We start from the raw sequence: 26845 nt of genomic DNA, 5'->3' as shown, positions 1-26845 counted from the left end.
GCGGAACATTTGTTTCGTCCCGCTTGGGCCGCAAAAGTAACATTCTGACGCGAAGACGCGCCAACAAGTCACTTGCGGCCAAAATCAAACTGATAATCAATGAATTACGCAAGCCGTGGGCCCGGATAATTTTGGGCGGCTGGCGAAAAATTCCCCGTGAAAGGATTACTTATAGGTGCCGATGACGTGAAATTCCTGCTCCTCGTAACCCGGCGGAATGCGGCCAATGGTGCTCGAATTCTTCGGCCCGGTCGGGTCACAAAAGACGAAGCGCTTGCCGTCAAAATTGAAGTGGTCTCCCGGAATGGTTTCGCTGTGTACCGCGATCGTCAGGTGGTCGTGGTAGGCCAGAACGGCCATGGGCAGGTCCAAAACTTCCCGCACGAGGGCGAAAAATAGGGCGGAGCGGTCCTCACAATCGGAGAAGGAATAGCCGAAAAGCTCTTCGGGAACCATTGGCTTGGAGCGGCCGAAATTTTCGTTGTCCTCCTTGTAGTCGAAGCCGGACCGGGTGAAACTGACCAGTAATTCGAGCGCCTGTTGCTCGTCGAGATTTTCCGTCAGCTGGCGGAGTTGCGGGATGAGGCTTTCCTGCAGGGTGGGGGAGAGGGGCGTCTCCAGGTAGCAGTATTCGTGGATGAAGGGGTAGTCCCGCATGATGTCCACCATCGTTGCGTCGAAGGTGACGTCCAGGTCTTGTTCGACGCCGTGGTAACTGAATTTCAGGTTTTTAGCGATGGGTTGCACGCCTAAATTGGGCCAACTCCGTAACTGAAAACCGAAAGAGCGGCCACGCGCATTCGGCCGCGGAGGGTGGATGTACAGTTTGCCGGCACCATCTCCGCACTCACCGTCAATACAGCTCAGGTTGGCGTAGGGCCGGCCATTGGCGTCAATGATGGGTACTTCAAACAGATCTTCGCTGGTAAATACATTCACAAAAACCTGGTCACCACGGAAGGTCAATCTGCTGTCGAAACCAGCGTCAGCGAGGAGGGCGTAAAGCGTGATGTTCCGCGCGTTGTTTTCGGCCGGGCCGTATACTACGCTCAGGGTCTGGCGCGCCAGCTTGTAGAAGAGGAAGTCGTTCAGTTCGTAGGTCTCCTTCGCGTCCAGCAGGCTGTTGAGCAACACCCGGGTGGGTTTGGTTTCCAGCAAGCGGTGAGCAGCGGCGAGGTTGCGGTTACTGATCACGGAAGGCTCACCAATCTTCATCGCAGGGTCGTACACGATCGGTACTTCTTCCGCATAGAACGAAAGATCAAAGCGCTGATAATTAGCAGGCGTGCCCAGATTGTTAGGGCTGGTGCCCGTCAATAGGATAGATATGGTGAGCAGGGCGAAAACCTGCAGGGAAATCGTTTTCATGCGTCAACTTAAGTAGTGAAAGACCTGAGATGTATGCTAGGGTTGACGTCTCGGATAATGTGTACTCAATATACGCTATGAAGCAAATAAAAGTATGGCGGCGAAGCCGTGTTTCTAATTTTATTAACGGCGTGGCGACGGTTGGGGAGTATTTAGTTGCGTAGTTTCTAGTTCCTCGTTGGAGAGTATAGAATGTGCTCTCCAACTAGAAACTATCCCAGCTCCTCACTCGCCACTTCCCATTCCTCCATCACCTCGTCCAGTTCCCGCTGCTTCCGTTGCAGGCTGGCGGTTGTCTTGTCCACTTTGGCCTGGTCGTTGTAGAAATTCGGGTCGGCCATCGTGAGGTGGATCTTGGCGATCTCCTTCTCCAGTTTTTCGATCTTCCGCTCGGCGTTGCCGACGTTCTTTTCGAGGCGGCGGCGGTCTTCGTAACTCAATTCTTTCTTGGGCGCTGCCGCAGGTGCGGTGGATGTAGGAGGGGCCGGCTTATCCGCTTTGGACTTCTCCAGCTCAACGGACCGCATATTATCCAATTGGCGCCGTTCGAGGAAGAAGTTGACGTCACCAAGGTGCTCGTACAGTTTGTGGTCCCGGAATTCAATGGTCCGGTCCGTAAGCCCACCAAGGAATTCCCGGTCGTGACTGACGACGACGAGGGTGCCGTCGTACTCCATGACGGCGTTCTTGAGCATGTCCTTACTGGCCATGTCGAGGTGGTTCGTCGGTTCATCGAGCACCAGCAGGGAGAAGGGGCGCAGCAGCATACAGGCCAGCGCGAGGCGGGCTCGTTCCCCGCCACTCAGGACGCTTACCTTCTTCTCAACGTCTTCCCCGCTGAACAGGAAGGCACCGAGCATGGCCCGCAGGCGGGTCCGCATCTCCGGCGGGCTGGCTTCCTCCATCGTTTCCAGCAGCGTTTTCTTGCCGTCCAGTTCGTCGGATTGGTTCTGGGCGTAGTACCCAACCGTGACGTTATGGCCCAATTTCGCCTCCCCTTCCGTGGCGGGGATGAGTCCGATCAGGATCTTGGCCAATGTCGTCTTACCCTGCCCGTTCTGGCCGACGAAGGCGACGCGGTCTCCGCGGTCCACCTTCAGGTCCACGCCGCGGAGGACGTTGAGGTCGCCGTAGCTCTTGGTCAGGTTCTTACATTCTAGCGTGATGGCACCCGAGCGCGGGGCTTTGGGAAAGCGCAGGTTCATGACGGATGTGTCCGTCTGGTCCAATTCGATCCGCTCGATCTTGTCGAGTTGCTTTTGCATGGACTGGGCCATCTTGGTCTTCGTCGCCTTAGCCATGAAGCGGCTGATGGTCCGTTCCTTGTCGGCGATCACCTTTTGCTGGTTTTCGTAGGCCGCTTCGGCCTTTTCCCGCCGGTCTGCTTGCAGGATGACGTACTCGGAGTAGCTGGCTTTGTAGTCGTAGACCTTCCCCAGTTCAATTTCGAGCGTCCGCTTGGTGACGTTATCCAGGAACTGTTTGTCATGGCTGATCGTGATGACAGCGCCGGAGTAGCCGGCCAGGAATTCTTCGAGCCAGATGATTGACTCGATGTCGAGGTGGTTCGTTGGCTCATCAAGCAGCAGGTAATCTGGCCGTTGGAGGAGCATTTTGGCGAGGATGATCCGCATTTGCCAGCCGCCCGAGAATTCGGTGGTTTGGCGGGAAAAGTCCTTCTGCTCGAAGCCCAGTCCTTTCAACACCCGTTCGGCTTCGGCTTCCATGGTGATCCCTCCAATGACGGCGAACCGCTCGGTGAGGGAGGTGAATTCTTCGAGGAAGTCGGCGTATGCGTCTGTCTCGTAGTCCATCCGTGTCTCCAGCTCCTTGGTCATGGCCTGGATGCGGTCGTCCATCTCCTGGATGTGGGCGAAGGCCGTCAGCGTTTCCTCCATGACGGTGTTGCCCGTAGGGAGGTCCATTTCCTGGTGCAGGAAGCCGAGCGTCGTCCCGTTAGGCCGGGTGACGGTGCCCTGATCGGAGCCGATATCCCCGGCAATGATCTTCAGCATAGTGGACTTACCCGCGCCGTTGCGGCCCACTAATCCGACCTTATCCCGCGGCATGACGACAAAGGTGGCGTGGTTGAAAAGTACACGATCGCCGTACTGTTGGTAGATACCGGTTGCGCTGAGCATCAGGAGGGGGGATTTTGAGGCGGCGAAGGTACGGGTTTCTGGGTTCACTCACATCTTTAGGTCCTTGGAGCGTGCGACGCAGGAGCTCCTCCAAGCGTCCGTTCTAAAGGAGTTGGACGGACTACTTTAATTACCGAACGCTTGGAGGACGCTGCGCGACGCTCCAAGGATCTTGGAAGTCGCGGGGTATTTTAAAAGTCAGTACATCAAGGACCTTGGAGCGTGCGACGTAGGAGCTCCTCCAAGCGTCCGTTCTCAAGGAGTTTGACGGATTACCTCGATTACTGAACGCTTGGAGGACGCTTCGTGACGCTCCAAGGATCTATGGAAGTCCCGGGGATTATTCAAAGTCAGCATATCAAGGACCTTGGAGCGTGCGACGCAAGAGCTCCTCCAAGCGTCCGGCTTTTTAAGAGTGGGATGGACAACCTCGATTACCGTACGCAGCGCCTGTAAACGCCCAGCCTAAAATAGTAGCCTGAAAATCAAGTACTTACGTATATGGTGTACTCTTGGTGAGGTCGTTTTCTTGCTGGTAGCTTATGTGGCAGAGCATATTGTCCACATCGATATCATGCAAGTAAACATTAATATGCAGAAGACGCTACTCTTTTTCCTCGTGCTCGTCAGTGGCTCCGTATTACGGGCGCAGTGCGAGAATGTGAACCCCGATTGTAACATCCTTAACGACTTTGAGTGCCAAACCAATTATATCGGTTTACCTGCGGTCGTCAACCCCGCACCTGATGACGTGAACGGCAGCACAATGGTCGGTGAGTACGTAGACCAGAACGATGCCTACGATGGCCTCTTCACGGACTTTCGCGGCCCGCTGGACCTGACCATTTTTAACCAGCTCCGCATCAAGGTGTACACCGACGCCATGCCCGCCGGTCGCTTTTTGGCGATCCTACAGGGTGGTACTTCTCCCTCGAGTGAAAAGCAGGTGGCGTCCATGACGAGCGGGGTCTGGACGGAGTATGTCTTCGACTTTTCCGACCAAGCCAGCGCCGACCACTCGGAACTCATCCTGATCTTTAACGCTGACATTACCCGAACAAACGGACCGGAAACCTACTTCCTGGACGACGTGCGTTTTGCGGCCGACGCCGGGGCCACCGATCCCTGTTCCAACGTGGAGGCGGATCCCTCCATTCTAAATGACTTTGAGTGCCAACAGAATGAGCCCTTCCAGACTTGTTTCCCCATTGTCGCTAATCCGCTGGTGAACGCAGATAACCCCAGCGACCGGGTGGGCTGCTTTCAGGATATCGGTGCCGAATTTGATAACATCTTTATTCAGTTTGACGGACCGATTGACCTGACTACGAATAACCAGTTCTCGATGAAGGTCAACTCCGCCACTCCCGGAAATTTGATCGTCAAGTTAGAGGGAGGGACGTCGCCCAGCATTGAGGTCAATACCACAGTGATGGGTACCAGCACCTGGGAAACCATCGCGGTTGATTTTTCGGCTCAGGCCAACGAAAATCATACCCGTCTGGTCCTCTTCTTCAACTCGGGTAACGTACCTGGCCCTAACGACAAGTACTTCCTTGATGACATTGCTTTCGAAGCGGTACTTCCGGTTAGCCTGGTCGACTTTACGGCATCAGTAGTGAAAGAGGCGGTGCGGCTCGACTGGGAAACCTCCCTGGAGGAAGGCTCCCGCCGCTTCGTCGTCGAGCACCGAACGAACCGGTCCAATTGGTCCGAAGTGGGAGAAATCGCTGCGGCCGGTAACAGTGAAGGCACCCGCCCCTACACCTTTCTCCACGGCGCGGGGAGTGGCCAACACCTCTACCGTCTACGGATGGAAGACCTGGACGGTAGCCTTGAATACTCTCCCGTGCGCTCAGCTAATATCGTACGTACGGAGGCAGGCCTGACCGTATCACCTAACCCGGTGGAAGATCAATTCTCCTTAGCCTTCACCTCGCCGGTCGACGGGGAATCACTGGTGGAGTTGGTGGATCTTTCCGGGAGAGTGGTGCTACGGAAACAAGTCCAGGTGGCGAAGGGAGCGAACAGCGTTTCAATCGCCTTTCCCGCGACGGCAGCTCGTGGTACTTACCTCCTTAGAATGACGGATGAGCAGCGGGTCAACTCCGTATTCATTGTGCACTAAAATCTTTCTTTTGCGGCTGCATCAACCACCGTTATGGTGTGGCCGTGACACTTTGCGTAAGCAATTCTTGAACCAACACTTATTGTATTAAGCTTCTACACCAAGCCCCTTACATTGCAGCTGCTACCGTGCCCGGTGGCGGCTGCAGTCTTTTCACCCCTAATCCGATTAGCGCTCAGGTTTCATGCTATTGAAACGCTACCTACTATTGGTTTTATTCGGCGTGCTCTCTTGCGCTGGGCGTTTGCCCGGACAGTCGGATGCCCCCGTTCCCCGTATCCACCGTTTCACGGCCGAGGACCACGGTGGTGGGGTGCAAAACTGGGCCGTCACCCAGGATGCCGCCGGCAGAATTTACGTAGCGAACCCCGCCGGAGTGCTACGTTACGATGGGGTAAAGTGGCTAACGTTACCGCTACCCGGAAGCCCGACGGTACGCGCGGTGCTGGCGGATGGCAACCGAGTCTACGCCGGCGGCTACGGAGAATTTGGCTACTTTCAACTGAGCGATCACGGCGGTGCGGAATGGCACTCCCTGGCCGCGCAGCTTAGTGTGGCCGACCGTAACGAAGAGATTTGGCACATCGAACGCTTGGCGGATGGCCGGGTGATGTTTCAGTCATTCGGCAAGTTCTTTATGCTGGAGGGGGAAACCATCACGAAGGTCAGCCCCCCCGGAGTAATGATGTTCGCCCGCGCGGATGGCAACGAGTTGATCGTGCCCGTTACCGGCGCCGGCCTTTACCGCTGGACGGCGGAGTCGGGTTTCCGCTTTCTGCCCGGTTCAGAAGAATTAGGGGAGCGTGAAGTCGTCGGGATGGTGAAACGCCCGGACGGTCTGCTCGTGGCCACCGGCGACGGCATCTACGTATTGCGGCAGGATAAACTGGATAGCTGGTCGGCCGAACTCAACGAATTGCTGGGTGGGAGTGAGATCAATCGGTTGCTCCAGTTGCGGGACGGAACCCTTGCTATCGGGACCATCACCAGCGGAGTTTTCTTTTACCAACAAACGGCCGGCACCTTCAGCCAACTCAACGAAACGACCGGGCTGAGCAATAATACCGTTCTCGCACTTTCCGAAAGCCAATGGGGAAACGTTTGGCTCGGATTGGACCGGGGCCTGGACATGATTGATCGTTCCAAGTTGATCCGGTACCACGTTGGTAATGATCGACCTCCCGGAGCCGTATACGCAGCCATCAAACACGGTGGCCAGGCTTACGTGGGCACTAACCAGGGGCTATACCGATGGGACAATGCCCGGGAACGCTACGAGTTAGTACGGGGTACTTCCGGACAAGTCTGGGAGCTCCGGGTACTGGATGGTGAGTTACTCTGTGGACACAACAATGGTACCTACGCGGTGCAGGGTGACGTTGCGAAAATCGTGTCGGACCGCTCCGGAGGCTGGGCTTCCTTGCCCCTGCCAGATCAGCCGCGAACGTTAATACAGGCTACCTACACGGGGCTGCAACTCTTACAAAAAGAGGATGGTGTTTACGTCACCCACGGAATTGCCGGCCTCGATGCGCCAATCCGCTATCTTACTCGTACTGGTGACCGAGAGTTTCTTGCCCTCCACGGCTCACGCGGTGGCTACCGAGTCAAACTTAGTGACGACTACCGCTCAATAGTCCAATTGGACACCATCAATGCGCCCGGCCTGATCAAAGCCAGCCCCGCCGATTTTGGGGAAACGCTGCTCGTGCAGACGCAAGACTCCTTGTATGAGTACGCTGACGGGGTACTGCGGTCAATTACCGAATTTCGGGGCGTACCGCTGCAATCGGGGAACCAGTGTCTGGTCGGGCGGGATAGTTCTGAGTGGTTTCTGTACGCAGCGGACCGGATCGGCGTTTATCGGGGTAGGGATTTTGTTACGAACCTTCCCTTGCGGCTACGATTCCCCTTTCCCATCATTATCCCCTGGGCGGATGACGATTATCTCTTTCTGTTAGACCAGGGTTACGCGCGGGTCAGCGTGCAGGCCGAACGCCGGCCGGTTGCCAATATGCTGCTCAACGCGGAAACCGCCAATCAACGGGGATGGCAACAACTGGCGGCTGGTAGCCACTCCATTAACCAGCAATCTGACCAGCCGATTGAGCTTTCCTACGGGGAAAACGACGTACGCTTTAGCTTCGCTCTCCCCGTTTACGACCGGCCCGTTAGCTACCGGAGCCGGTTGGTCGGTTACGCGGGTGGGCAGTGGTCCGACTGGTCACCGACGGGAACGCGGTCCTTCACTAGTTTACCCGCCGGCGATTACCGTTTTGAAGTGGAAGCGAACTGGTTCGACGCTGGGAATGCCCTGCACTTTTCCATCGCGCCGCCGTGGTACCGGTCTAAGCTCGCTTACCTACTCTACGGGGTTCTGTTGGTTGCCTTGTTGTACTTGCTCTACTTGCTGCACCTCCAACGTCTTCGTGCTCAAGCCCGGAGGTTGGAGATCGTCCGGCAACGGGAATTGCAACAACAGCGTGTCCTGGCCCGGAATCAGGAGCTGAACGCGAACGTCCGGCGGAAAACTGAGGAACTGGCGAATACGACCCTGACGCTCGCCAAGAAGAATGAGATGCTACTGGTGTTGAAGGAGGAAATCGAACGATCACGCCGAACCCCGGAGAAAAGATTGGACCACCGCAAGATGCAACACCTCATTGACCGGAACCTCAACAATGAGGAAGACTGGGCCATTTTCGAATCTCACTTCAACGAGGTGCACGAGGCCTTCCTGAAGCGCCTGCGGAAGACCTATCCTAACCTGACTACCGGTGATCTCCGCCTTTCCGCCTACCTGCGCATGGGCCTGAGCTCAAAAGAAATCGCCCCGCTCTTGCACATCTCCGTCCGCGGGGTGGAGAATAAACGCTACCGACTCCGAAAGAAACTCGGGCTGGAAAGCGGGGGCGACCTAAATACTTACTTACTCGACTTTTAAGTCAGGGCAGGCAGTTTGATTGAGGGCGTGCCCTTATTGTTAAGCCTCGCCGTCAGCCCAAAGACCTTTTTTAGGTGGCGTAGTGCTACGCTCACCTGGTGCATCGCGGGGCGAAAGCTAACTTATTGATGAATAGTGATTTAAGCTTTACCTCTACACCTGAAGGAGTAGCGAAATGGTGTGGTGGCGTAGTCGTAGTGAGGTCACATTTTAGGTTCCCCGGGGCTATTCCCGGATAATTACATCCAAGTCGATGAATCAAATCATGCAAATGACCTTTTCCCGTTTTTTCTTGCTAGTGCTCGTCCTGGTATCCACTGCCGGCGGGGTACTGACCGGGCAACCGGATGCCCTCACAGGAGTGGCCGCCCGTGCCTTCGACCACCACGTCGAGATCAACTGGGAACCTTCACCTAACCCTTTCGTGGGTAACGTCCGCGTTTTTGGCGCCACGGATGACGGGCCATTCTCTTTGGTCGGTACCGCCGCTAATTTCGACGGGCGGCTGATCGATTTTGTAGGAGCCCAGGATGAGAATCGGCGTTACTTCGTCCGGGCGATCGGATCTAGCGGGCAGTTGGGGGATGCTTCCGATACGGTAGCCGTCTCCACCTTCGAGATGAGTGATTCGATGTTGCTGGATATGGTCCAGGAATACACCCTCCGCTACTTCTTTGAATTCGGCCACCCTACGTCAGGGATGGCCCGGGAACGAAACACGGCTGGTTTCGTCACGACGGGCGGCACGGGCTTCGGCGTCCAGGCCCTAATTGTAGGGGCGGAACGCGGCTTCATCACCTACGAGCAGGCCCGGGAACGAACCAGTAGGATCGTAGATTTCCTAATGACCGTCCCCCGCTTTCAGGGGGCGTTCGCCCACTGGTTGAACGGGCGGTCGGGAGCCGTGATTCCCTTTAGCCCTACGGATGACGGGGGAGACATCGTGGAAACGGCCCTCCTGTTACAGGGGCTACTCACCGCGAAAGCCTACTACACGGGGGATAACGCGGAGGAAAAGGCCCTGCGCGACAACATCAGCCAACTGTACGCCGAGGTGAACTGGAACTGGTATCGCCAACTTGACCCTACGGTGTTGACGTGGCACTGGTCGCCCAACTTCGGTTTCGACATCGACCTGGACGTACGGGGCTTTAACGAAACCCACATCGTCTACTTGCTGGCCATCGCTGCCCCCAATCCTGATTTTGCCATTCCGCGCTCCCTCTACGACTCCGGTTGGGTCGGCGGTAATTACCTCAACTCCCTCAGGTTTAATGGCATCCCACTCCTGGTGGGGCGGGGTAAGGGAGGCCCGTTGTTTTACACCCATTACAGCTACATCGCCTTCGACCCGCGGGAGAAGAAGGATGCTTACGCCAACTACTTCAACGTCGGGCGCAACCACGCGCTGATCGACCAGGCCCACTGTATCGAAAACCCATACAACCACGCCGGTTACGGAGAAAACTGTTGGGGACTTACTGCGAGTGACGACCCCGACGGCTACCTCGCCCACGCGCCGGATAACCCTACCGTCGATAACGGTACCATCGCCCCAACGGCCGCCCTCAGTAGCATGCCGTACACGCCGGACGAAAGCATGGCCGCCCTCAAGCACTTCTATCGAGACCTTGGCGACCGGATGTGGGGCCCCTTCGGTTTTTATGATGCCTTCAACGTCAGCCGCAACTGGTACGCGGATAGCTACCTGGCCATTGACCAGGGGCCCATCATCTGTATGATTGAGAACCATCGTTCCGGTTTGCTGTGGGACCTCTTCATGAGTGGCCCCGAAGCCGAACGCATCATCGAGAGGGTAGGGTTCGTTGACGACCTGAGCACCTCCGTCGAAGCCCCCCTTCCCGCTTTTCTGCGGGATCAACCCAGCGTTTACCCTAACCCCGCTACCGAGTGGGTTACCCTCAGCCTTGACCTCGCCGCGCCCGCGTCCATTACCATCGACCTCCTCAGTGGGGAGGGGCGGGTGATTCGCCGGATCACCTCCCCCGGAACATTGGGGGCGGGCGCGCACCAACTTCCCCTGCACCTGCGGCCGCGCCTGAACGCCGGGCTCTACTACCTGAAGATCAACGGCCCGGGTGCCGCGGTGACGCAACCACTAATCGTGGGTGGGCGGTAGGCTATTCACACTATCTCAAATTTTCGCTTAAAACATCTCGAATCATGCACAAACTTTTACTCCTTCTGGCCCTCGTTTTTGGCGCAGTGGCCGTCAACGCCCAGGTTGTCCTGGAAACCTTTGAGGACGGCGGTCCGGACCTTACGTGGACGGCCGTCGACGGCATCTTCGATGGTTCCGTCACCAACCCAAATGACTCGACGAGCAACCCCAGCGCATTCGTCGGTTCATACACGAAGGCCGGAACTACCGGCTTCAGCCTATTCTTTGCCGATCTGGCCGAGCCGCTGGACCTCAGCGTGAACAATGAATTCTCCATCCAGGTCAACGCCGGTGCCGCTACCCAACTGCTCATGAAACTTGAGGGCGGCGGGGAAAGTATTGAGCGGATGGTCAACATCCCCCTGGCCGATCAGTGGCGGACTTACACCTTTGATTTCTCCGCTGCCGCTGGCTTTACGGGCATTAACCGCATCGTGCTATTCTTCGACCCCGGCGTGGAGGAGAGCGCGGATACTTACCTCTTTGATAACATTACCGCTAACCCCGCCGGCCGCTGTGCCGGAACGGTCGCGGACCCAATCATCCTGGATAACTTCGAATGCCAGCGCAACGTGAGTTACAGCGTTGGTTTTGACGACGTCGTGGTGATTGACAACCCCGATGCTTCCGGAATTAATACCAGCCCGCAAGTTGGTCAGTACACGGATCGCGACGGTGGATTTAACGCTCTGATTATTGACTACAACGATGGCATCGATCTATCGGTTAACAACCGCTTCTGCATGAAGGTCTGGGCGCCCGTCGCGGGTGAGATCCTCCTCAAGTTGGAGGGCGGCGTTTCTCCACCATTTGAAGCACCCCGGGTAGCGATTGCCGAGGATGAGATCATGACCTGGGTGGAAGTCTGCGGTGACTTCAGCAGCCAGGCGGCCGCCGATCACGAAAATCTCGTGCTCTTCTTTAACGTCGGCGTCGACGAAGCGGCTGGTGACATCTACTACATCGACGACCTAACGCTTGCGCCCGCGCCACCGGCCCAGGCACTGGAGGACTTTGAGGATGGTGCCCTGCTCGGCTGGGCCCCACTGAACAACAATACCGCGCTCCACGGCACCTTCAACGGCCCCATCCCTAACCCCGATATGGAAGGGAACTCGTCCGCCAACGTGGGTAGCTACGTTCGAGGCAGCTCCAACTTTTCAACGCTGACGGCCTTTTTGCTGGACGGCCTGGATCTGAGCGCCAACCCACAGTTGAATCTCGACGTGTGGGCGCCGGAAGGGGCGAGCAGTGTTACCCTCCAGCTACGCAGCGCGATTGATGGCCCCCGTTCCATCTCCGCCAATATCAAGGATCCGATGACCTGGCAGACCCTCAGTTTCAATTTTGAGGAATTCGCCGACGTGGAGGATTTCGGCAGCATCAGCATCCTCTTCGACCCCGAAACAACCGGAACCGGCCTGTACTACTTCGACAACCTAGTCCAGGGCCAGAGCACGGTGGACGCCTGCGCCGATGTGCCGCTGGACGATACTATTCTCGATAATTTCGAGTGCCAGCGCAACGCCAACTACACGGTGGGAACGGTGAACGCAATCAACAACCCCGACCTCACCCCCGCAAACACCAGCACCGGAGTGGGTGAATTCGTGGACCCACCCGGCGCCTTCAATGCTTTGGTAGTGGACTTCGGTGCGCCGATTGACCTCAGCCTTAACAACCGTTTCCAGGCCAAGATCTGGGCACCCGTCGAGGGTCAGATCCTCTTCAAACTTGAAGGGGGCACCGCCGGCGACGTGGAGACTTTCGTGGACATCCCCGCCACGATGGAATGGGTGGACTACGAAATTGATTTCAGCGCCAGCGAAGGTGGTGGCTACACCCGCCTAGTGATGTTCTTTGGCGCCGGTACGGATAACGCCGCACCCAATACATACTTCCTCGACGATCTGCAGTTCGCGCGGGCCCCGTACGTCAACGATTGCGTGGTCACCTTCGAGGAAGAAGACCTGACGATCACTTCCTGGCAGTACTTCGCCAACGGTATGCTGGAGGGAAATGACTTCATCATTTCGGATAACCCCCGTGTTGGCCCCGGTAACCCCAGTGCAAAGGTAGGTACCTTCGAAAAAGCGGCTGATGGTGAATTCTTTGCCGGCATGTTCGCGGACTCCCGCGCGCCGGTCGTCTTTATGGCGGGTAATAAATTCGTCAAGATGAAAGTACTCATGGACGTGGCCGGTGAAGTAGTCTTTAAGCTCGAAGGCGGGCCCGAAGAAATGCCCCAGTCCGGCGATATTATTGCCATGTACACCACCCCCAATGAGTGGCAAGAGCTCACCTTCGATATGAGCGTTCTACCCGATGATACGCGGTATGATCGTTTCGTACTCATCCTTAATAGCGCCGTAGTTGCAGAAAATGCTACGTATTTCTTCGATGATATTGTTGTCGGTGATGCTGCATGTGGTACGGTCGGTCTCTTTAACCCGGTCAATTTCGAGAACATCAGCGTGTACCCGAACCCGGTCAACGAGATCCTGAACATCGATAACGGTGCCGGCGCGAATACCTTCGAGCTCATCAACATGACCGGCCAACGCGTACGGACCCTTACGGTAGATCAGGCGCGGACGCAGGTGCAATGGAATGTGGCGGATGTGCCCCGTGGTACTTACGTACTGACGGCCCGGAACGCGAATGGCCTCCTCGTGGCCCGTACCCGTATCGTCCGTAATTAAGTATGCACCGCCAACTGATGTGTTGTTGCCTGGCCATACTGTTTGCCTGCCAGGGCCCACCTTCTCCGTTGGGGGAGGTGGCCCCGCCGGTGGAGACGGCCTTCAGCCTCGACGAGGTACAACGCCGAACCTTTGACTTCTTCTGGGAGACGGCCCTGCCCGGAAACTACCAGATTCCCGACCGGTGGCCAACGGAGCACTTCAGTTCCATCGCCGCGACGGGCTTTGGGTTGACCGCTTACGCCATCGGCTCCGAACGCGGATTCGTCAGCCGGGCCGATGCCGCTGACCGTACCCGCCGGACACTGGAGGTACTGTGGAACCTACCCCAAGGAGATGCGGAGCAGGGCGTTGCGGGCTACCGCGGTCTCTACTACCACTTCCTGACGAATGACAACGCTCTCCGCCACCGCAACGTCGAGCTCTCCACCATCGATAGTGGCCTGCTGATGGCAGGTGTACTCTCCGTCCAATCCTACTTTGACGGGACGGAGGAGGACGAACGGAAAATACGCGCGCTAGCCGATAGCCTTTACCTCCGCACGGAATGGGACTGGGCGCTGAACGATAAGGGCCGCCTCAGCATGGGTTGGCGCCCAGAAAAGGGCTTCATCCCCGCCGAATGGAATGGCTACAACGAAGCGATGGTCCTACTGATTCTCGCGCTCGGTTCGCCCACCCATCCCATTCCGGATGGTTCCTGGGCGAGGTGGACGGATGGCTACGAATGGGCGGAGTACCGGGGGGAGGACCACCTCAACTTCAGCCCTCTCTTTGGCCATCAATACAGCCAGATGTACGTGGACTTCCGTGGCATCCAGGATAAATACATGCGGGAACGGCAGAGCGATTATTTCGAGAATAGCCGCCAGGCCACCCTCGCTAATCGGACCTACTGTATCGATAATCCAGGCAATTTCACGGGTTACGGTTCGACCCAGTGGGGCCTTACCGCCTGTGACGGTCCGGGGCAATTGGATACAACGCTAAACGGTCGCGACCGCCGGTTCTTCGGCTACCGGGCGCGAGGTGCTTCGGCCCTCCACGAGATCGATGACGGAACCATTGCGCCTACCGCGGCGGGTGGGTCCGTCCCCTTCGCCCCGGAGGAATCCATCGCCGCCCTCGAGCACCTGTGGACGACCTATCAGGACAGCCTGATCGGACGCTATGGGTTCAAGGATGCCTTCAACCTGAGCTACCCCGACCCGGACCGCCCGGCCGGCTGGTTCGACCAGGATTACCTCGGGATTGATCAAGGGCCCATCCTCATTCAGATCGAAAACCATCGATCCGGACTGGTGTGGGACTTGCTGAAGCGCAACAAATACGTCCGGCGGGGGCTGGAACGCGCCGGCTTTTCCGGTGGCTGGCTGGATACCGTAGCTGACGAGAAAAGCTGATATTCCTTCAAGCAAAATTTACCGGGCAGGACCGGACTTACCTTAAAGAGACCTTCTACATTGATGCATAGTACGCTTACCCACACTTTACTAATTCGCTCCTTTTGGCGACGTCCTCTGGCTTCGCTACTGGCTTTCGGCTTGCTGATGCTACCTGTCATTGCCTCGGCTCAGACGACCATCCCAAATTGGTACAACGCGGAACACGAAGCGCGGATTGACGCTCTGCTGGCCAGGATGACCCTGGAAGAAAAGGTAGGCCAGATGACCTTACTGACCAGCGACTGGGACGTCACCGGACCCACCATCCGTAAGGGGTACGAGGCCGACATCAAGACGGGGCGCCTCGGGGCCATCTTCAACGCCCATACGGCGGACTACACCCGGAAACTCCAGCGAATGGCCGTGGAGGAGACGCGACTGGGCATCCCCTTGCTGTTCGGTTATGACGTCATTCATGGGTTCCGTACCATTTTTCCAATTCCACTGGCGGAGGCCGGAAGTTTCAATCCGGAAGCCGCAGAGGAATCCGCCCGGATTGCCGCCCGCGAAGCCGCGGCTGCCGGTTTGCACTGGACCTTCGCACCCATGGTAGATCTCGCCCGTGACCCCCGCTGGGGTAGGGTGATGGAAGGTGCGGGGGAAGACGTCCACCTCGGCAACGTGATGGCCGCGGCCCGCGTCCGGGGTTTCCAGGGGGATGATCTTGCGGATCCCTTTACCCTGCTTGCCTGCGCCAAACACTTTGCTGCCTACGGAGCCGCACAGGCCGGGCGCGATTACCATACGGTCGATATCTCCGAGCGGGTGCTAAAGGACCTTTACCTGCCGCCCTTTGAATCTGCCCTAGACGCTGGCGTGGCAACCTTCATGACGAGTTTCAACGAAGTGGATGGCGTACCGGCCACCGGGAACCACTACCTGCTTACGGAAATCTTGCGCGAAACCTGGGGCTTCCTCGGTTTCGTCGTAACGGACTACACGAGCATCAACGAAATGATCCCCCACGGCGTCGCGGCCGATTTGGCGGACGCGGGCAAGATGGCCGTCCGGGCCGGCGTCGATATGGATATGCAGGGAGCTGTGTATTACGACCACCTGCAGGACCAAGTCCGGGCGGGAGAAGTGGACATGAAGCTTGTGGACGAAGCAACCCGCCGGATCCTCCGACTGAAGTTCGCCCTGGGGCTTTTCGACGACCCCTACCGCTACTCCAATACTGAGCGAGAAAAGAACAATATCCTCACCGCGGAGCACCGGGAGGCCGCCCGCCGCATCGCCCGCGAGAGTATGGTACTGCTGAAAAATGAAGAGAACCTCCTGCCACTTCGTAAAGATCTCAAACGCATTGCCGTGATCGGCCAACTGGCGGATAGCCAGGCGGATATGATCGGTGCCTGGCACGCGGATGGGAAAGCGGAAGACGTCGTAACGCTGCTGACTGGCTTACGCACTGCGGTTGGCCAGAACACAAAGATCGATTTTGTCAACGTAGATGTCGTCTCCACCAGTGCGGGTAAGCCGGACTTCTCCTCCGCCGTGAAGGCCGCGGGAGACGCTGACGCCATCATTCTTGCCCTCGGTGAAACCTGGATCATGAGCGGGGAGGCAGCGAGCCGGGCAAATATTGGTCTGCCGGGCCAACAGGATGCGCTGGTGGACGCCATCAGCGAAACGGGAAAACCCTTCGTGGCCGTCCTGTTCAACGGCCGGCCACTGTCAATCCCTACTCTTAACGAGAAGGCCGGGGCCATCCTTGAGGCCTGGTACCCCGGTACGGAGGCCGGGAATGCGATTGCCGATCTACTTTTTGGTGATTACGCTCCCTCGGCTAAATTGCCGATGACCTTCCCCCGCTCCATCGGGCAGGTACCGATCTTTTATGCCGCCAAGAATACCGGCCGGCCGAAGGACGTCAATAATAAGTATACCAGTAAGTACCTGGACGAGGAAAATACGCCGCTTTTTCCTTTCGGTTACGGGCTATCCTACACCACGTTTGCCTACGGTGAGCCGCGGGTGGATAAACCTGCTTTCACCGTTAACGATACTGTGACGATTTCGGTGGACTTGACCAATACCGGTCAGCGCACCGGTACCGAAGTGGTGCAAGTGTACGTACAGGACGTCGTTGGCAGCGTCACCCGGCCATTGCGGGAATTAAAAGCATTTCGGCGCGTGACTCTGAATGGTCAGGAGCGGCAGCGCGTCAGCTTTCAACTTACGGCGGAGGACCTTTCTTTCCACCGCCGGGATATGAGTTTCGGTACGGAACCGGGTACTTACCGCATTTTCGTCGGGGGAGATTCCCGGACCCAGAACGCCCTCACCATTAGTCTTCAATAATCTCTAGATATTTAAGATCATGCAACGAATTTTACTCTTTTGTGCACTCAGTCTTTTTCTTGGCACCTGCGTCAGCGCCCAAAACGTGGTGTCTGGTCTGGTCACCGGAAACGGGGAGCCCCTCATTGGCGTCAGTATCAGCGGAAATAATGGCGGTGGGACGGTTACGGATATCGACGGGAATTACACGCTGCGGGTACCGGCTGAAAGCGATAGTCTGATTTTTACCTATATCGGTTTTTCGCCGCGTAAGGTGGCCATTAATCAGCGCACTCAGATCGATGTTTCCATGAATGAAGCCTCGGCGATTCTCGACCAAGTGGTTGTGATCGGATATGGTATTCAGCAGAAAGATGACCTGACCGGGGCCGTCGCGGTGATTGGAAGTGAAGATTTAGTGGATATACCCACTCAGTCAGTAGGGCAGAGCCTCCAGGGCAAGGTGTCCGGTTTGCAAATCATACCGGGGTCGGGCGCGCCGGGGGCGGACGCTATTTTCCGGATTCGCGGCGTCGGTACCCTGAATAATGCCGACCCACTTTTCGTGGTGGACGGTATGATTTTAAATGATATTTCATTCGTTAATCCGCAGGACGTAGCGAGCGTATCGGTTCTCAAGGACGCCTCGGCAACGGCCATTTACGGCGCGCGGGGAGCTAACGGCGTCATCATCGTCACTACGAAGCAGGGCGCTGACGCAGGTGCCGGGCGGGTGACGGTGAACGCTTACGCCGGTACCCAGGAAGTGGTGCGCAAGATCGACGTGGTGAATGCTACCGAATACGCGACGCTGATCAACGAAGCGGACATTAACGAAGGCCGGCCCGGCCGTTACCCGAACCCCGAAGAATTTGGGGAAGGAACGGACTGGCAGGATGCGATCTTCCGGACGGCCGCCATCCAGAACGTGCAGGTGGGTTTCGCCGCGGGAAATGAGCAATCTTCCGTCAACATTAGTGCCAATTATTTCCGGCAGGAGGGCATCATTCAAGGCTCCGACTTTGACCGGTTGACGGGGCGAATCAATGCGGCCCACCGCATTAAACCCTGGTTGCGGGTGGGGACGAACCTGAGCCTTATCCTGAGTAATTCCGACAATATCAATTCGGGTGGTATTCTGCTGGATGCTTACCGCTCGGACCCTATCACTCCTGTACGGGATACGCTGGGGAATTTTGGAAATACTGCCATCCGAGGAAATACGGGCAACGCCCTGGCGACGATTGAATTTAATGACAATAGAAGCCAGGATTACCGCGCCGTCGGTAACGCCTTTATCGCGGCTGACCTGGGGCGCGGGTTTAGCGTCCGGACGAGCTTTGGACTAGACTTCACCTACGCCCGCAACCGGGCCTTTACGCCGGTCTTTTTCGTCTCGGCGAACCAGCAAAATATGATCAACAATATCAATGTGTTTAATGCTTACCGCCGAAATTGGCTGTGGGAGAACACATTGAATTACGAACGAGAAATTGGCGTGCACCGCTTCGACGGCCTACTGGGCGCGACGACCCAGGATAACTTCGGGGAGTTCATTTCTGGCGGCCGCCAGGACCTGATCGGGGAAACGGAGAGCCTCCGGTACCTTAACGCCGGCGACGTGCTGACGGCAACGAACGGCAATGGCACGTTCGGCGGGGATTGGGGCCTGGTCTCCTACTTCGGCCGTATCAACTATACTTACGACAGTCGGTACCTGCTGACGGTTTCCGGCCGGGCGGACGGCTCCTCCCGCTTCGGGGAGAACAACCGCTTCGGTTTCTTCCCCTCGGTAGGCTTGGGCTGGAACGTCAGCCAGGAAGGGTTTTGGAACGAAGACGGCTTCATCAGCCGCCTCAAACTCCGCGCCAGTTGGGGGCAAACCGGCAACGACCGGATTGGCGACTTCGGCTTCACGCCCCTCGTCAACAGTGGGATCAACACCGTATTCGGGCCCGACGAAGTTTTGGTGCCCGGCTCAACACTGACGACGCTCTCAAACCCGGACCTGAAGTGGGAAACCACCACCCAGGCCGACCTCGGCCTCGAACTGGGACTACTGGACAACCGCCTGCAACTCGAGGCCGACTTCTACCGAAAAGTGACGAGCGGGGTGCTCTTCAACGCGCCCATCCCGGATTTCGTCGGGGCCGGCGCGCCGGTACGGAACATCGCCGAGGTACTGAACCAGGGGGTGGATTTGCGCCTGGACTGGCGGGAAATAAAGGGTAAACTCAGCTACAGCCTGGGCGGCAACCTGAGCCTCGTCCGCAACGAAGTGCTGAAGCTCGACGGTGAGCAAAGCGATTTCTTTGCCGGAGGAATTGGCGTTGGTGGCCAACTCGGTACGAACTCCCGGGCCGGCTTCGTAGCAGGATCATTCTGGGGCTACGAATTGGATGGCGTCTTCCAAACCCAGGAAGAAGTGGACGCGCTGCCGACGTTGGGTACTCAAGTGCCGGGCGACCTGCGTTTCCGGGATCAGAATGGAGATGGCGTCATTACGCCCGAAGGCGACCGGGTAGTGCTTGGATCGGCCATTCCGGACGCCATCGTTGGTGTCAATGGTTCGGTGCAGTACGCCGGGATTGAACTGAGTCTCAATTTTACCGGACAGTTTGGTAATCAGATTATCAATGCCAAGAAAATGTCCCGTTTCGGTGCCTACAACTACGAGCGCAGTTTCCTGGACCGCTGGAACGGGGAGGGGACCAGTGACAGTGAACCCCGCGTCACGTTGGCTGGGCAGAACATTGAAACCCTGTCCAGCCGCTTCATTGAAGACGGCTCCTACGTGCGCTTGCGTAACGTTACGGTTGGGTACAGTCTGCCGGCCGGCGTAACCCGTAGTTTATTCCTTGAACGGGTACGGATCTACGCCAGCGGCACGAACTTATGGACCTCCCAGGAATACAGCGGCTATAACCCGGAGATCTTCAATGGTTCCGTTTTCGACAACGGCATCGACCGGGGAAATATCTACCCCATTGCCCGGACCATCACTTTTGGCCTGGACGTTCAATTTTAAGCACCATAAACTATTACCGACATGCAATTCAAGAAATACTTCATCGCCCTTGGTCTGATCGTAAGCCTCGTTTCCTGTACGGAGGTGCTAGACCGGGAGCCCCAGGGCGTCTTTACCCTTGATAACTACTTCCAAACGGGAGAGCAGGCGGAGCAATCCGTCAACGCCATCTACAATCAGTTGCGGGAGTGGCAAGTCCACGTCTTCAGCTTCATTGGGATGACGGATATCGTGAGCGACGACTCCGAAAAGGGGAGCTTCCCCTCGGACGGTTTCTTCCTGCAGGAGGTGGAGGACTTCACCTTTACGGCTTCCAATACCGCGCCGGCTTCCGTGTGGTCCGGCTACTACGATGGTGTCTTCCGGGCCAACCTCGCCATTGAACGGATTCCCGAAGTGCCGGAGATGGACGAGGAATTACGGGAACGGCTCATCGCGGAGGCACGGGTGCTCAGGGGATACTTCTACTTTACCCTGGTCCGTTGGTTTGGGGAGGTACCGTTGGTGCTGGAACCCTTCCCCGCCAGTTTTGCTATTCCCCGCAGCGGCGTGGATGCCGTTTACGATCAGATCGTCGCCGACCTGGAAGCAGGCGCCGCCGTGCTCCCCGCTAAGTCGGAGTACGCCGACGCCGACCTCGGCCGGGTGACGCGTGGTACCGCGAAGGGATTGCTCGCTAAAGTCCAATTGACCAGACAAAATTTTAGTGAAGCCGCAACCGCCGCCCTGGAGGTGATTGAAGGGGGCGAGTACAGTCTCGCGCCGAGCTACGGCAGCATCTTTACCCGCGAAGGCGAGAATGGCCCCGGCAGTATGTTCGAGGTGCAGGCAACGGCCCTACCGATGGGTGGCGGCGGAACGCAGTACAACGAAGTGCAGGGCGTCCGCGGGGAACCCAACCTGGGTTGGGGGTTCAATAACCCAAGTGATGATTTGCTCCGCAGTTTTGAAATTGGTGACCCCCGGCTGGATGCGACCATTCTTTCGGTAGGTGAGGTACTGCCGGATGGGTCCGCCCTAGTGGTGGGTGATGACAACATCGTTGGCGAGCGCTTCAACCAAAAAGCCTTCGTGGTGGACCACCCCGGTGGTAATGGTAACGGCCCGGGCAATATCCGTATCCTCCGGTACGCCGATCTGTTGTTGATCGCCGCCGAAGCCCTCAACGAAACTGGCCGGACCGCCGAAGCGCTGCCGCTGCTGAACCTCGTCCGCGAACGCGCCCGGGGCGGGTTCCGCCGCATCCTACCGGACGTGACTTCCCTGGACCAAGCTGAAGTACGCAACGCCATCTACCGCGAACGCCGTTCCGAACTGGCCCTGGAACAACACCGTTGGTTCGACCTCGTCCGGACGGGCCGGGCCGCCACGGCCATGCAAGCCCTCGGAAAAGATTTCGTGGCTGGCAAGCACGAGTTGTTTCCCATCCCGCAGGGGGAGATTGATCTGAGCGAAGGGGTGTTGAGCCAGAATGCTGGGTGGTAGAAGGGGGGATTTTCTAACGACTAAGGACCTTGGAGCATGTAACGTAGGAGTTTTTCCAAGCGTCCGGCTTTAAAGAATCTAGACAGGGTACCTCGAATACCGAACGCTTAGAGGACGCTTCGCGACGCTCCAATGGATCTATAGAAGTCGCGGGGTTTCTTAAAAGTCAGTATATCAAGGACCTTGGAGCGTGCGACGTAGGAGCTCCTCCAAGCGTCCGGTTTAGCAGGATGGGCCTCCAAACGCCCGGCCCCACCCCAAATCTCAAACGTCACCCACTAGCCAAGCCAGCCTATCCGAACGCCGTACCTTTGCGCTATGGTAAAGATCGCCGACATAGAACTGGGAGAATTCCCCCTCCTCCTCGCCCCGATGGAGGACGTTTCCGACCCCCCCTTCCGCGCCCTGTGCAAGGAAGCGGAATGTGACATGATGTACACCGAATTCATCAGCGTCGAAGGACTCATCCGGGACGCGACGAAAAGCGTGGAAAAGCTCGACATCTTCGACTACGAGCGCCCGGTGGGCATTCAGATCTTCGGGGCTAACATCGAAAGCATGATCAAGGCCGCCGACATCGTCGAGGCCGCCCAACCCGAATTGCTCGATATCAACTTCGGGTGCCCCGTCAAGAAAGTGACCTGTAAGGGCGCCGGCGCCGGTATTCTGCAGGATATCCCCAAGATGGTCAAGCTCACCAAGGCCATCGTGGACCGGACGAACCTGCCCGTCACCGTCAAGACGCGGTTGGGGTGGGACAACAAGACCCAGTACATCGAAGAAGTCGCCGAACGGCTCCAGGACGTTGGCATCAAGGCGCTGTCCATCCACGGCCGCACGCGGCAGCAGATGTACAAGGGGGAAGCCGACTGGACCTTGATCGGTGCCATCAAGGATAACCCGCGCATTTCCATCCCCATCTTCGGCAACGGCGATATCGATAACCCACTCAAGGCGGAGGAATACCGGAACCGGTACGGCGTCGACGGCATCATGATTGGCCGCGCGGCCATCGGCAACCCGTGGATCTTCCGGGAGATCAAACACTACTTCAAGACCGGGGAGATCTTACCCGGCCCGACCCTCGACGAACGGGTGAACGCCGCCAAGAGCCATCTCGAACGAAGCATCGACTGGAAGGGCGTCAAGCTCGGCGTCCTCGAAATGCGCCGGCACTACACAAATTACTTCCGTGGCCTGCCGAACGTGAAGCACTACCGCCAGAAGTTGGTTCAGGAATACGACACGGACGTACTTTTCGCCACCCTCGAAGAAATGCGTACGGTGTACGCCGGCGTTCCCGCGATGGTCTAGGCAAAGCAGTACGGGCAAAAAACCAAAAGCCCCTTCACCTGCAATGGTGAAGGGGCTTTATTAGCTCATCCAGTGAGGGTAAGCCACTGATTAGGCTTAGGAAAGCGCGCCGCGGTTGGCATAATTTGCTCCAATATTCTTGGCTTCTAATCGGGCATCTACGTAGCGGACCAACAGGTAGGAACCAATCAGGCTAACGGCTACGCCCTCGGCAAAAATGATGAGGGCCATCGCCCAGGGAGTGAGCCTGGCGCCTATGTTGGTCGTGGCTTGCAATTCCGCTACCAGGGCTGGATTGCCCAGCATAAACAGCAGAATAAAGAGTCCAAATACGAGGCTGCCGGCCGCGCCGATGGACATCCCCCGCGCCACCCCACTCACGTAGTTGTTGACGGTCTCCGGCTGGCGCAAACGCAGGTTTTTAATGCCATAGTAGAGCACCACAATGTGCGCAAACCCATTGGTGAACCGCAGGTAGTAGTTGTCGGCCATGCCCGTAAAGTAGGCCACCAGGAAAATCACGACGAGCGACGCCGCGAAGTAGAAGATGTAGCGATAGAGATCATTTTTCATAGTAGAGTATTTCAATGTCAAATTAAATTTTGAAATTTTAGTTCAGCTAATTCGGATAATTCTGCAATTGATGTTATGACATTGCTTTTAAATCGACAATGTGTTTGCGTGCAGAATAACCCAGCTGTTGCTGAGAAAGATCACATCAATTTGGCGCTGCCGCAGGTGCTCAGTGAAGGGGAATCGAACCTACTCTCCAGATAATTGGAAGTGCGAAATTGAACGGTCCGTGTCCGAAATCGAACAGGAATGCTCGGGTTAATATATATAAGTGGCTGAAAACCAAATAGGTAACTTTTTGGCACGATCCTGGCATATCCTTCGGCATGGATCGACAGATTGACCAAACGAACGCTGGATGGAAGAAAGGTGGGAAGCTGCTGAAGTGGCTCCTCATCGCGCTAGCCATCCTGGGTGCCGGTTACTACGGCCTCCGCCTGTTGGCCCCCTCCGCGGATGAGGGCAAACTGCGATTTGCCACCGTCGAAACCGGCGACATCGCCAATACGATCAACGCTACGGCGCTGGTGCTACCCGCCTTCGAAGAGCAGGTCAACGCACCCGTAGCAACCACCATCGAAGAAGTGCTACTCTTCCCCGGAAGTGAAGTGGCCGCCGGTGAGTTGCTGATGAAGCTAGACCGCGACTACGTAGGTCTGCAACTCGATGGTCGCCGTGACCAGCTCTCCGTCAAGCAAAACAAGATTAATCTGCTGAACCTGGAGTACGACCGAGACCTGAAGGCGCTTGGGTATAACGCGCAAATAAAGAAACTGGAACTCGCCTCCGCCGAAGCTCAGCTCGCCGACGCCCGCCGCCTCCTGAAGGTCGGGGGCGCCACCGAGGAAGAAGTAGAAGCCGCCGAACTGGCCGTCCAAATCACCCGTCTGGAAAGCGATAAGTTGGAGAACGAACTGAACTACAGCCGGAACAGCCTCGCCGGCCGCAAACGCCAACTCCAATTGGAAGTGGGGATCGAGGAAAAAGAAGTCCGCCAACTCAGCCGCAAATTGAGGGAAACGGAAGTCCGTGCTCCCCGGCCCGGCGTCATCACCTGGGTCAACGAATCCATTGGCCAACAGGTGCCGGAAGGGGCGCCGCTGGCCCGCATCGCCAACCTTGGCCGCTACAAGATCGAGGCCACCTGCTCGGACCGGTACGCCGACCAACTCAAAGTGGGCCAGGAGGTTGATCTCCGGCTCGCCAACGTCCGACTGGCGGGGGAGGTGACGGACATCCTGCCGGAGATCAAGGACAACACCATCACCTTCCGGGTGGAGCTGGATGAAGCAGCTCACGAACAGCTTCGTCCCAATCTCCGGGCGGAACTCAACGTGATCACCAGCCGGCGGGAGGGCATTACCCGGGTTAAGAACGGACCTGCCTTCCGGGGTGGGGTACGGCAGTCGGTCTTCGTCGTCCGGGGTAACGAAGCCACCCGTGTTGAGGTCGGTACCGGAATGCGGAACGGGGATTTCGTAGAGATCACCAGTGGCCTTAGGGTGGGGGATCGCATCATCATTTCCGATACGGAGGAATTGGAGCGGGTTTCCGCCTTTACAATTAATGAATAATGGAAGGAAGTCTTTTGAAGCAATTGGAATATTATAGGTGGTATCAGTGTAGCCCTCTCCCCCGGCCCCTCTCCAAAAGAGAGGGGAGACGTGATAGGCGTTTCATAGATCGAGGTGAAAATCTTCTTTTCCAGTCCTATACTTTGATTAGGGAGCATTTTCTCAGTGGTGCGTTTCCACTCAGAATGCTGGTGCTCTTTATTTGCTTGCCCCTTTTCCCCGGTACCTGCGTCAGCGCCCAAACGGTGATTGGGTTGCAGGAGCTACAGCAACTCGCCGCTGCGGAAGCGACGAACGTACTGATCGCCGAGCAAGATCTGCGCAGCGCGGAGTACGAGCTGACTGCCTTCGAGGCCAGCCTGAAACCGCGGGTCGACCTCAACGCCAACCTCCCCAATTATTTCCGGACGAGCACAGAAGTGACCCAGGACGATGGCACGGTCGCCTTCCGCGAAATTGAATTGAACAACAGCTTCGTCGGGCTATTTGCTAACCAACGCATCGCCGCGACCGGGGGCACGGTGAGCCTCGAAAGCCGGCTGCAACGGACGGATAATTTCGCCCTCGACAGCAAGAGCTATAACGGGACGCCGGTGCGCCTTTTTTACCGCCAGCCCATCCTCGGTTTTAATGCCTGGAAATGGGATCGGGATTTGCTGCCGCTCGCTAAGGAGGTAAGCGAAAAAGAACTGACCGCCGCCCGCGCCAATGCCGCCCTGGTCGCGACCGAACGCTTCTTCAACCTCGTGGACGCCGACCAGGAACGCCGGATCGCCGAACTCAACCGGGAGGCTAATCAGCAACTGTTTACGGTGGCCGAAGAGCGCTACGAACTGGGGAAAATTGACCGGGGTGACCTCGTACAATTGCGCCTCGAACTCAAGAGCGCCGAGCAAAATGCCCTGCGCGCCGAACGCCAAGTGGCGGCGGCCTCCGCCGGAATCCAACAGCTCCTGGGGCGAGCTTACGACGGTGATTTGTTAATCCCCGAACTACCCGACGCCAAAGCGATCGCCATCGACACCGACGAAGCGGGTGCCAAGATGCTGCAGCGCCGCCCCGAACTACTCACTGCTGCTCAGTCCACTCGCGAGGCGGAAAGAGAGGTGGAACGGACGAAGCGGGACCTGGGCCCTCAAATCAATCTGGAGGCTGGTTTTGGCTTCGTGCGCAACGACGAAAACCTGCCCCCGATCTATACCGACCCGCAGAACGAGCGCATCGTGAGTGTCAACGTCAGCCTGCCGATTCTGGACTGGGGCCAACGCAAAAATCTCCGCCGCCAGGCAGAAACCAACCGTGACCTCACCCTGGAAATTGCCCGCCGCACCCGCCTCGACCTGACCACCGAACTCACTCAGTTGCTGGACCAGTGGATCACCGTCCAACAAGAACTGAAGTACGCTACGGAGATTCGCGACCTGGCCAACGAACGCTTTCGTATTAGCCAGGAGAGCTACACCCTCGGCGCCATCCCTTTGACGGAATTAACCCTGGCCCAGCAGTTTCGCGACCAGAACACGCGCGCCTACGCCCGCACCCTGAGGGCCTACTGGCTTACCTACGCCTCCCTGGCCCGCCTAACCCTCTGGGATTTCATTAACGATAAACCCCTGGGAGAATAACACCGTATCGTAAGGCTTTAGCCTTACCCGGCGCGCAGCGCCGCAAGTCCCCC

General features: G+C 57.2%; 14 protein-coding genes. 11 read left to right on the top strand and 3 right to left on the bottom strand.

What is annotated here, in order from left to right; all coding sequences use genetic code 11:
• Positions 1-165 precede the first annotated feature (165 nt).
• The gene (locus tag A3850_RS17695) at positions 166-1368 is read right to left on the bottom strand and encodes a hypothetical protein (RefSeq protein WP_068220304.1); all 1203 of its coding nucleotides are present in this window, start codon (positions 1366-1368) and stop codon (positions 166-168) included.
• 212 nt (positions 1369-1580) lie between these two features.
• The gene (locus A3850_RS17690; RefSeq protein ID WP_231915362.1) at positions 1581-3557 is read right to left on the bottom strand and encodes an ABC-F family ATP-binding cassette domain-containing protein; all 1977 of its coding nucleotides are present in this window, start codon (positions 3555-3557) and stop codon (positions 1581-1583) included.
• 526 nt (positions 3558-4083) lie between these two features.
• Here A3850_RS17690 and A3850_RS17685 point away from each other — a divergent pair.
• The 9 genes from A3850_RS17685 to dusB all read left to right on the top strand — a co-directional run bounded on the left by A3850_RS17685 (position 4084) and on the right by dusB (position 23020).
• Positions 4084-5637 (top strand): T9SS type A sorting domain-containing protein, encoded by a 1554-nt coding sequence (locus A3850_RS17685; protein WP_068220300.1) that lies wholly within the window; start codon positions 4084-4086, stop codon positions 5635-5637.
• Positions 5638-5821: 184 nt separating this feature from the next.
• The gene (locus tag A3850_RS17680; protein WP_068220297.1) at positions 5822-8581 is read left to right on the top strand and encodes a hypothetical protein; all 2760 of its coding nucleotides are present in this window, start codon (positions 5822-5824) and stop codon (positions 8579-8581) included.
• 271 nt (positions 8582-8852) lie between these two features.
• Positions 8853-10721 (top strand): glucoamylase family protein, encoded by a 1869-nt coding sequence (locus A3850_RS17675; protein WP_197494106.1) that lies wholly within the window; start codon positions 8853-8855, stop codon positions 10719-10721.
• A 44-nt stretch (positions 10722-10765) separates the two neighbouring features.
• Positions 10766-13465 (top strand): T9SS type A sorting domain-containing protein, encoded by a 2700-nt coding sequence (locus A3850_RS17670; RefSeq protein WP_068220291.1) that lies wholly within the window; start codon positions 10766-10768, stop codon positions 13463-13465.
• Between the two features lie 2 nt (positions 13466-13467).
• Positions 13468-14868, top strand: a complete 1401-nt coding sequence (locus A3850_RS17665) for a glucoamylase family protein (protein WP_231915361.1) — start codon at positions 13468-13470, stop codon at positions 14866-14868.
• Between the two features lie 63 nt (positions 14869-14931).
• Positions 14932-17214, top strand: a complete 2283-nt coding sequence (gene bglX, locus A3850_RS17660) for a beta-glucosidase BglX (RefSeq protein WP_082921945.1) — start codon at positions 14932-14934, stop codon at positions 17212-17214.
• 19 nt (positions 17215-17233) lie between these two features.
• Positions 17234-20221, top strand: coding sequence for a TonB-dependent receptor (locus A3850_RS17655; RefSeq protein WP_068220282.1), 2988 nt, complete (start codon positions 17234-17236; stop codon positions 20219-20221).
• Positions 20222-20242: 21 nt separating this feature from the next.
• Complete coding sequence (locus A3850_RS17650; RefSeq protein WP_068220278.1) at positions 20243-21706, top strand: RagB/SusD family nutrient uptake outer membrane protein; 1464 nt, start codon at positions 20243-20245, stop codon at positions 21704-21706.
• A 318-nt stretch (positions 21707-22024) separates the two neighbouring features.
• The gene (gene dusB / locus A3850_RS17645) at positions 22025-23020 is read left to right on the top strand and encodes a tRNA dihydrouridine synthase DusB (protein WP_068220275.1); all 996 of its coding nucleotides are present in this window, start codon (positions 22025-22027) and stop codon (positions 23018-23020) included.
• 96 nt (positions 23021-23116) lie between these two features.
• On the opposite strand, the gene A3850_RS17640 is transcribed toward dusB, so the two are convergent.
• A complete protein-coding gene (locus tag A3850_RS17640) occupies positions 23117-23593 on the bottom strand; it encodes a hypothetical protein (RefSeq protein ID WP_068220272.1) in 477 nt (158 codons plus the stop codon).
• 326 nt (positions 23594-23919) lie between these two features.
• Here A3850_RS17640 and A3850_RS17635 point away from each other — a divergent pair, with 326 nt between their 5' ends.
• Positions 23920-25167, top strand: coding sequence for an efflux RND transporter periplasmic adaptor subunit (locus A3850_RS17635; RefSeq protein WP_068220269.1), 1248 nt, complete (start codon positions 23920-23922; stop codon positions 25165-25167).
• Between the two features lie 185 nt (positions 25168-25352).
• The gene (locus A3850_RS17630; protein ID WP_068220264.1) at positions 25353-26792 is read left to right on the top strand and encodes a TolC family protein; all 1440 of its coding nucleotides are present in this window, start codon (positions 25353-25355) and stop codon (positions 26790-26792) included.
• Positions 26793-26845 lie beyond the last annotated feature (53 nt).

This window comes from Lewinella sp. 4G2, assembly GCF_001625015.1.
Lineage (GTDB): Bacteria > Bacteroidota > Bacteroidia > Chitinophagales > Saprospiraceae > Neolewinella.
Note: the sequence above shows the minus strand (reverse complement) of the source record. Positions and strands in the feature narration are given on the sequence as shown.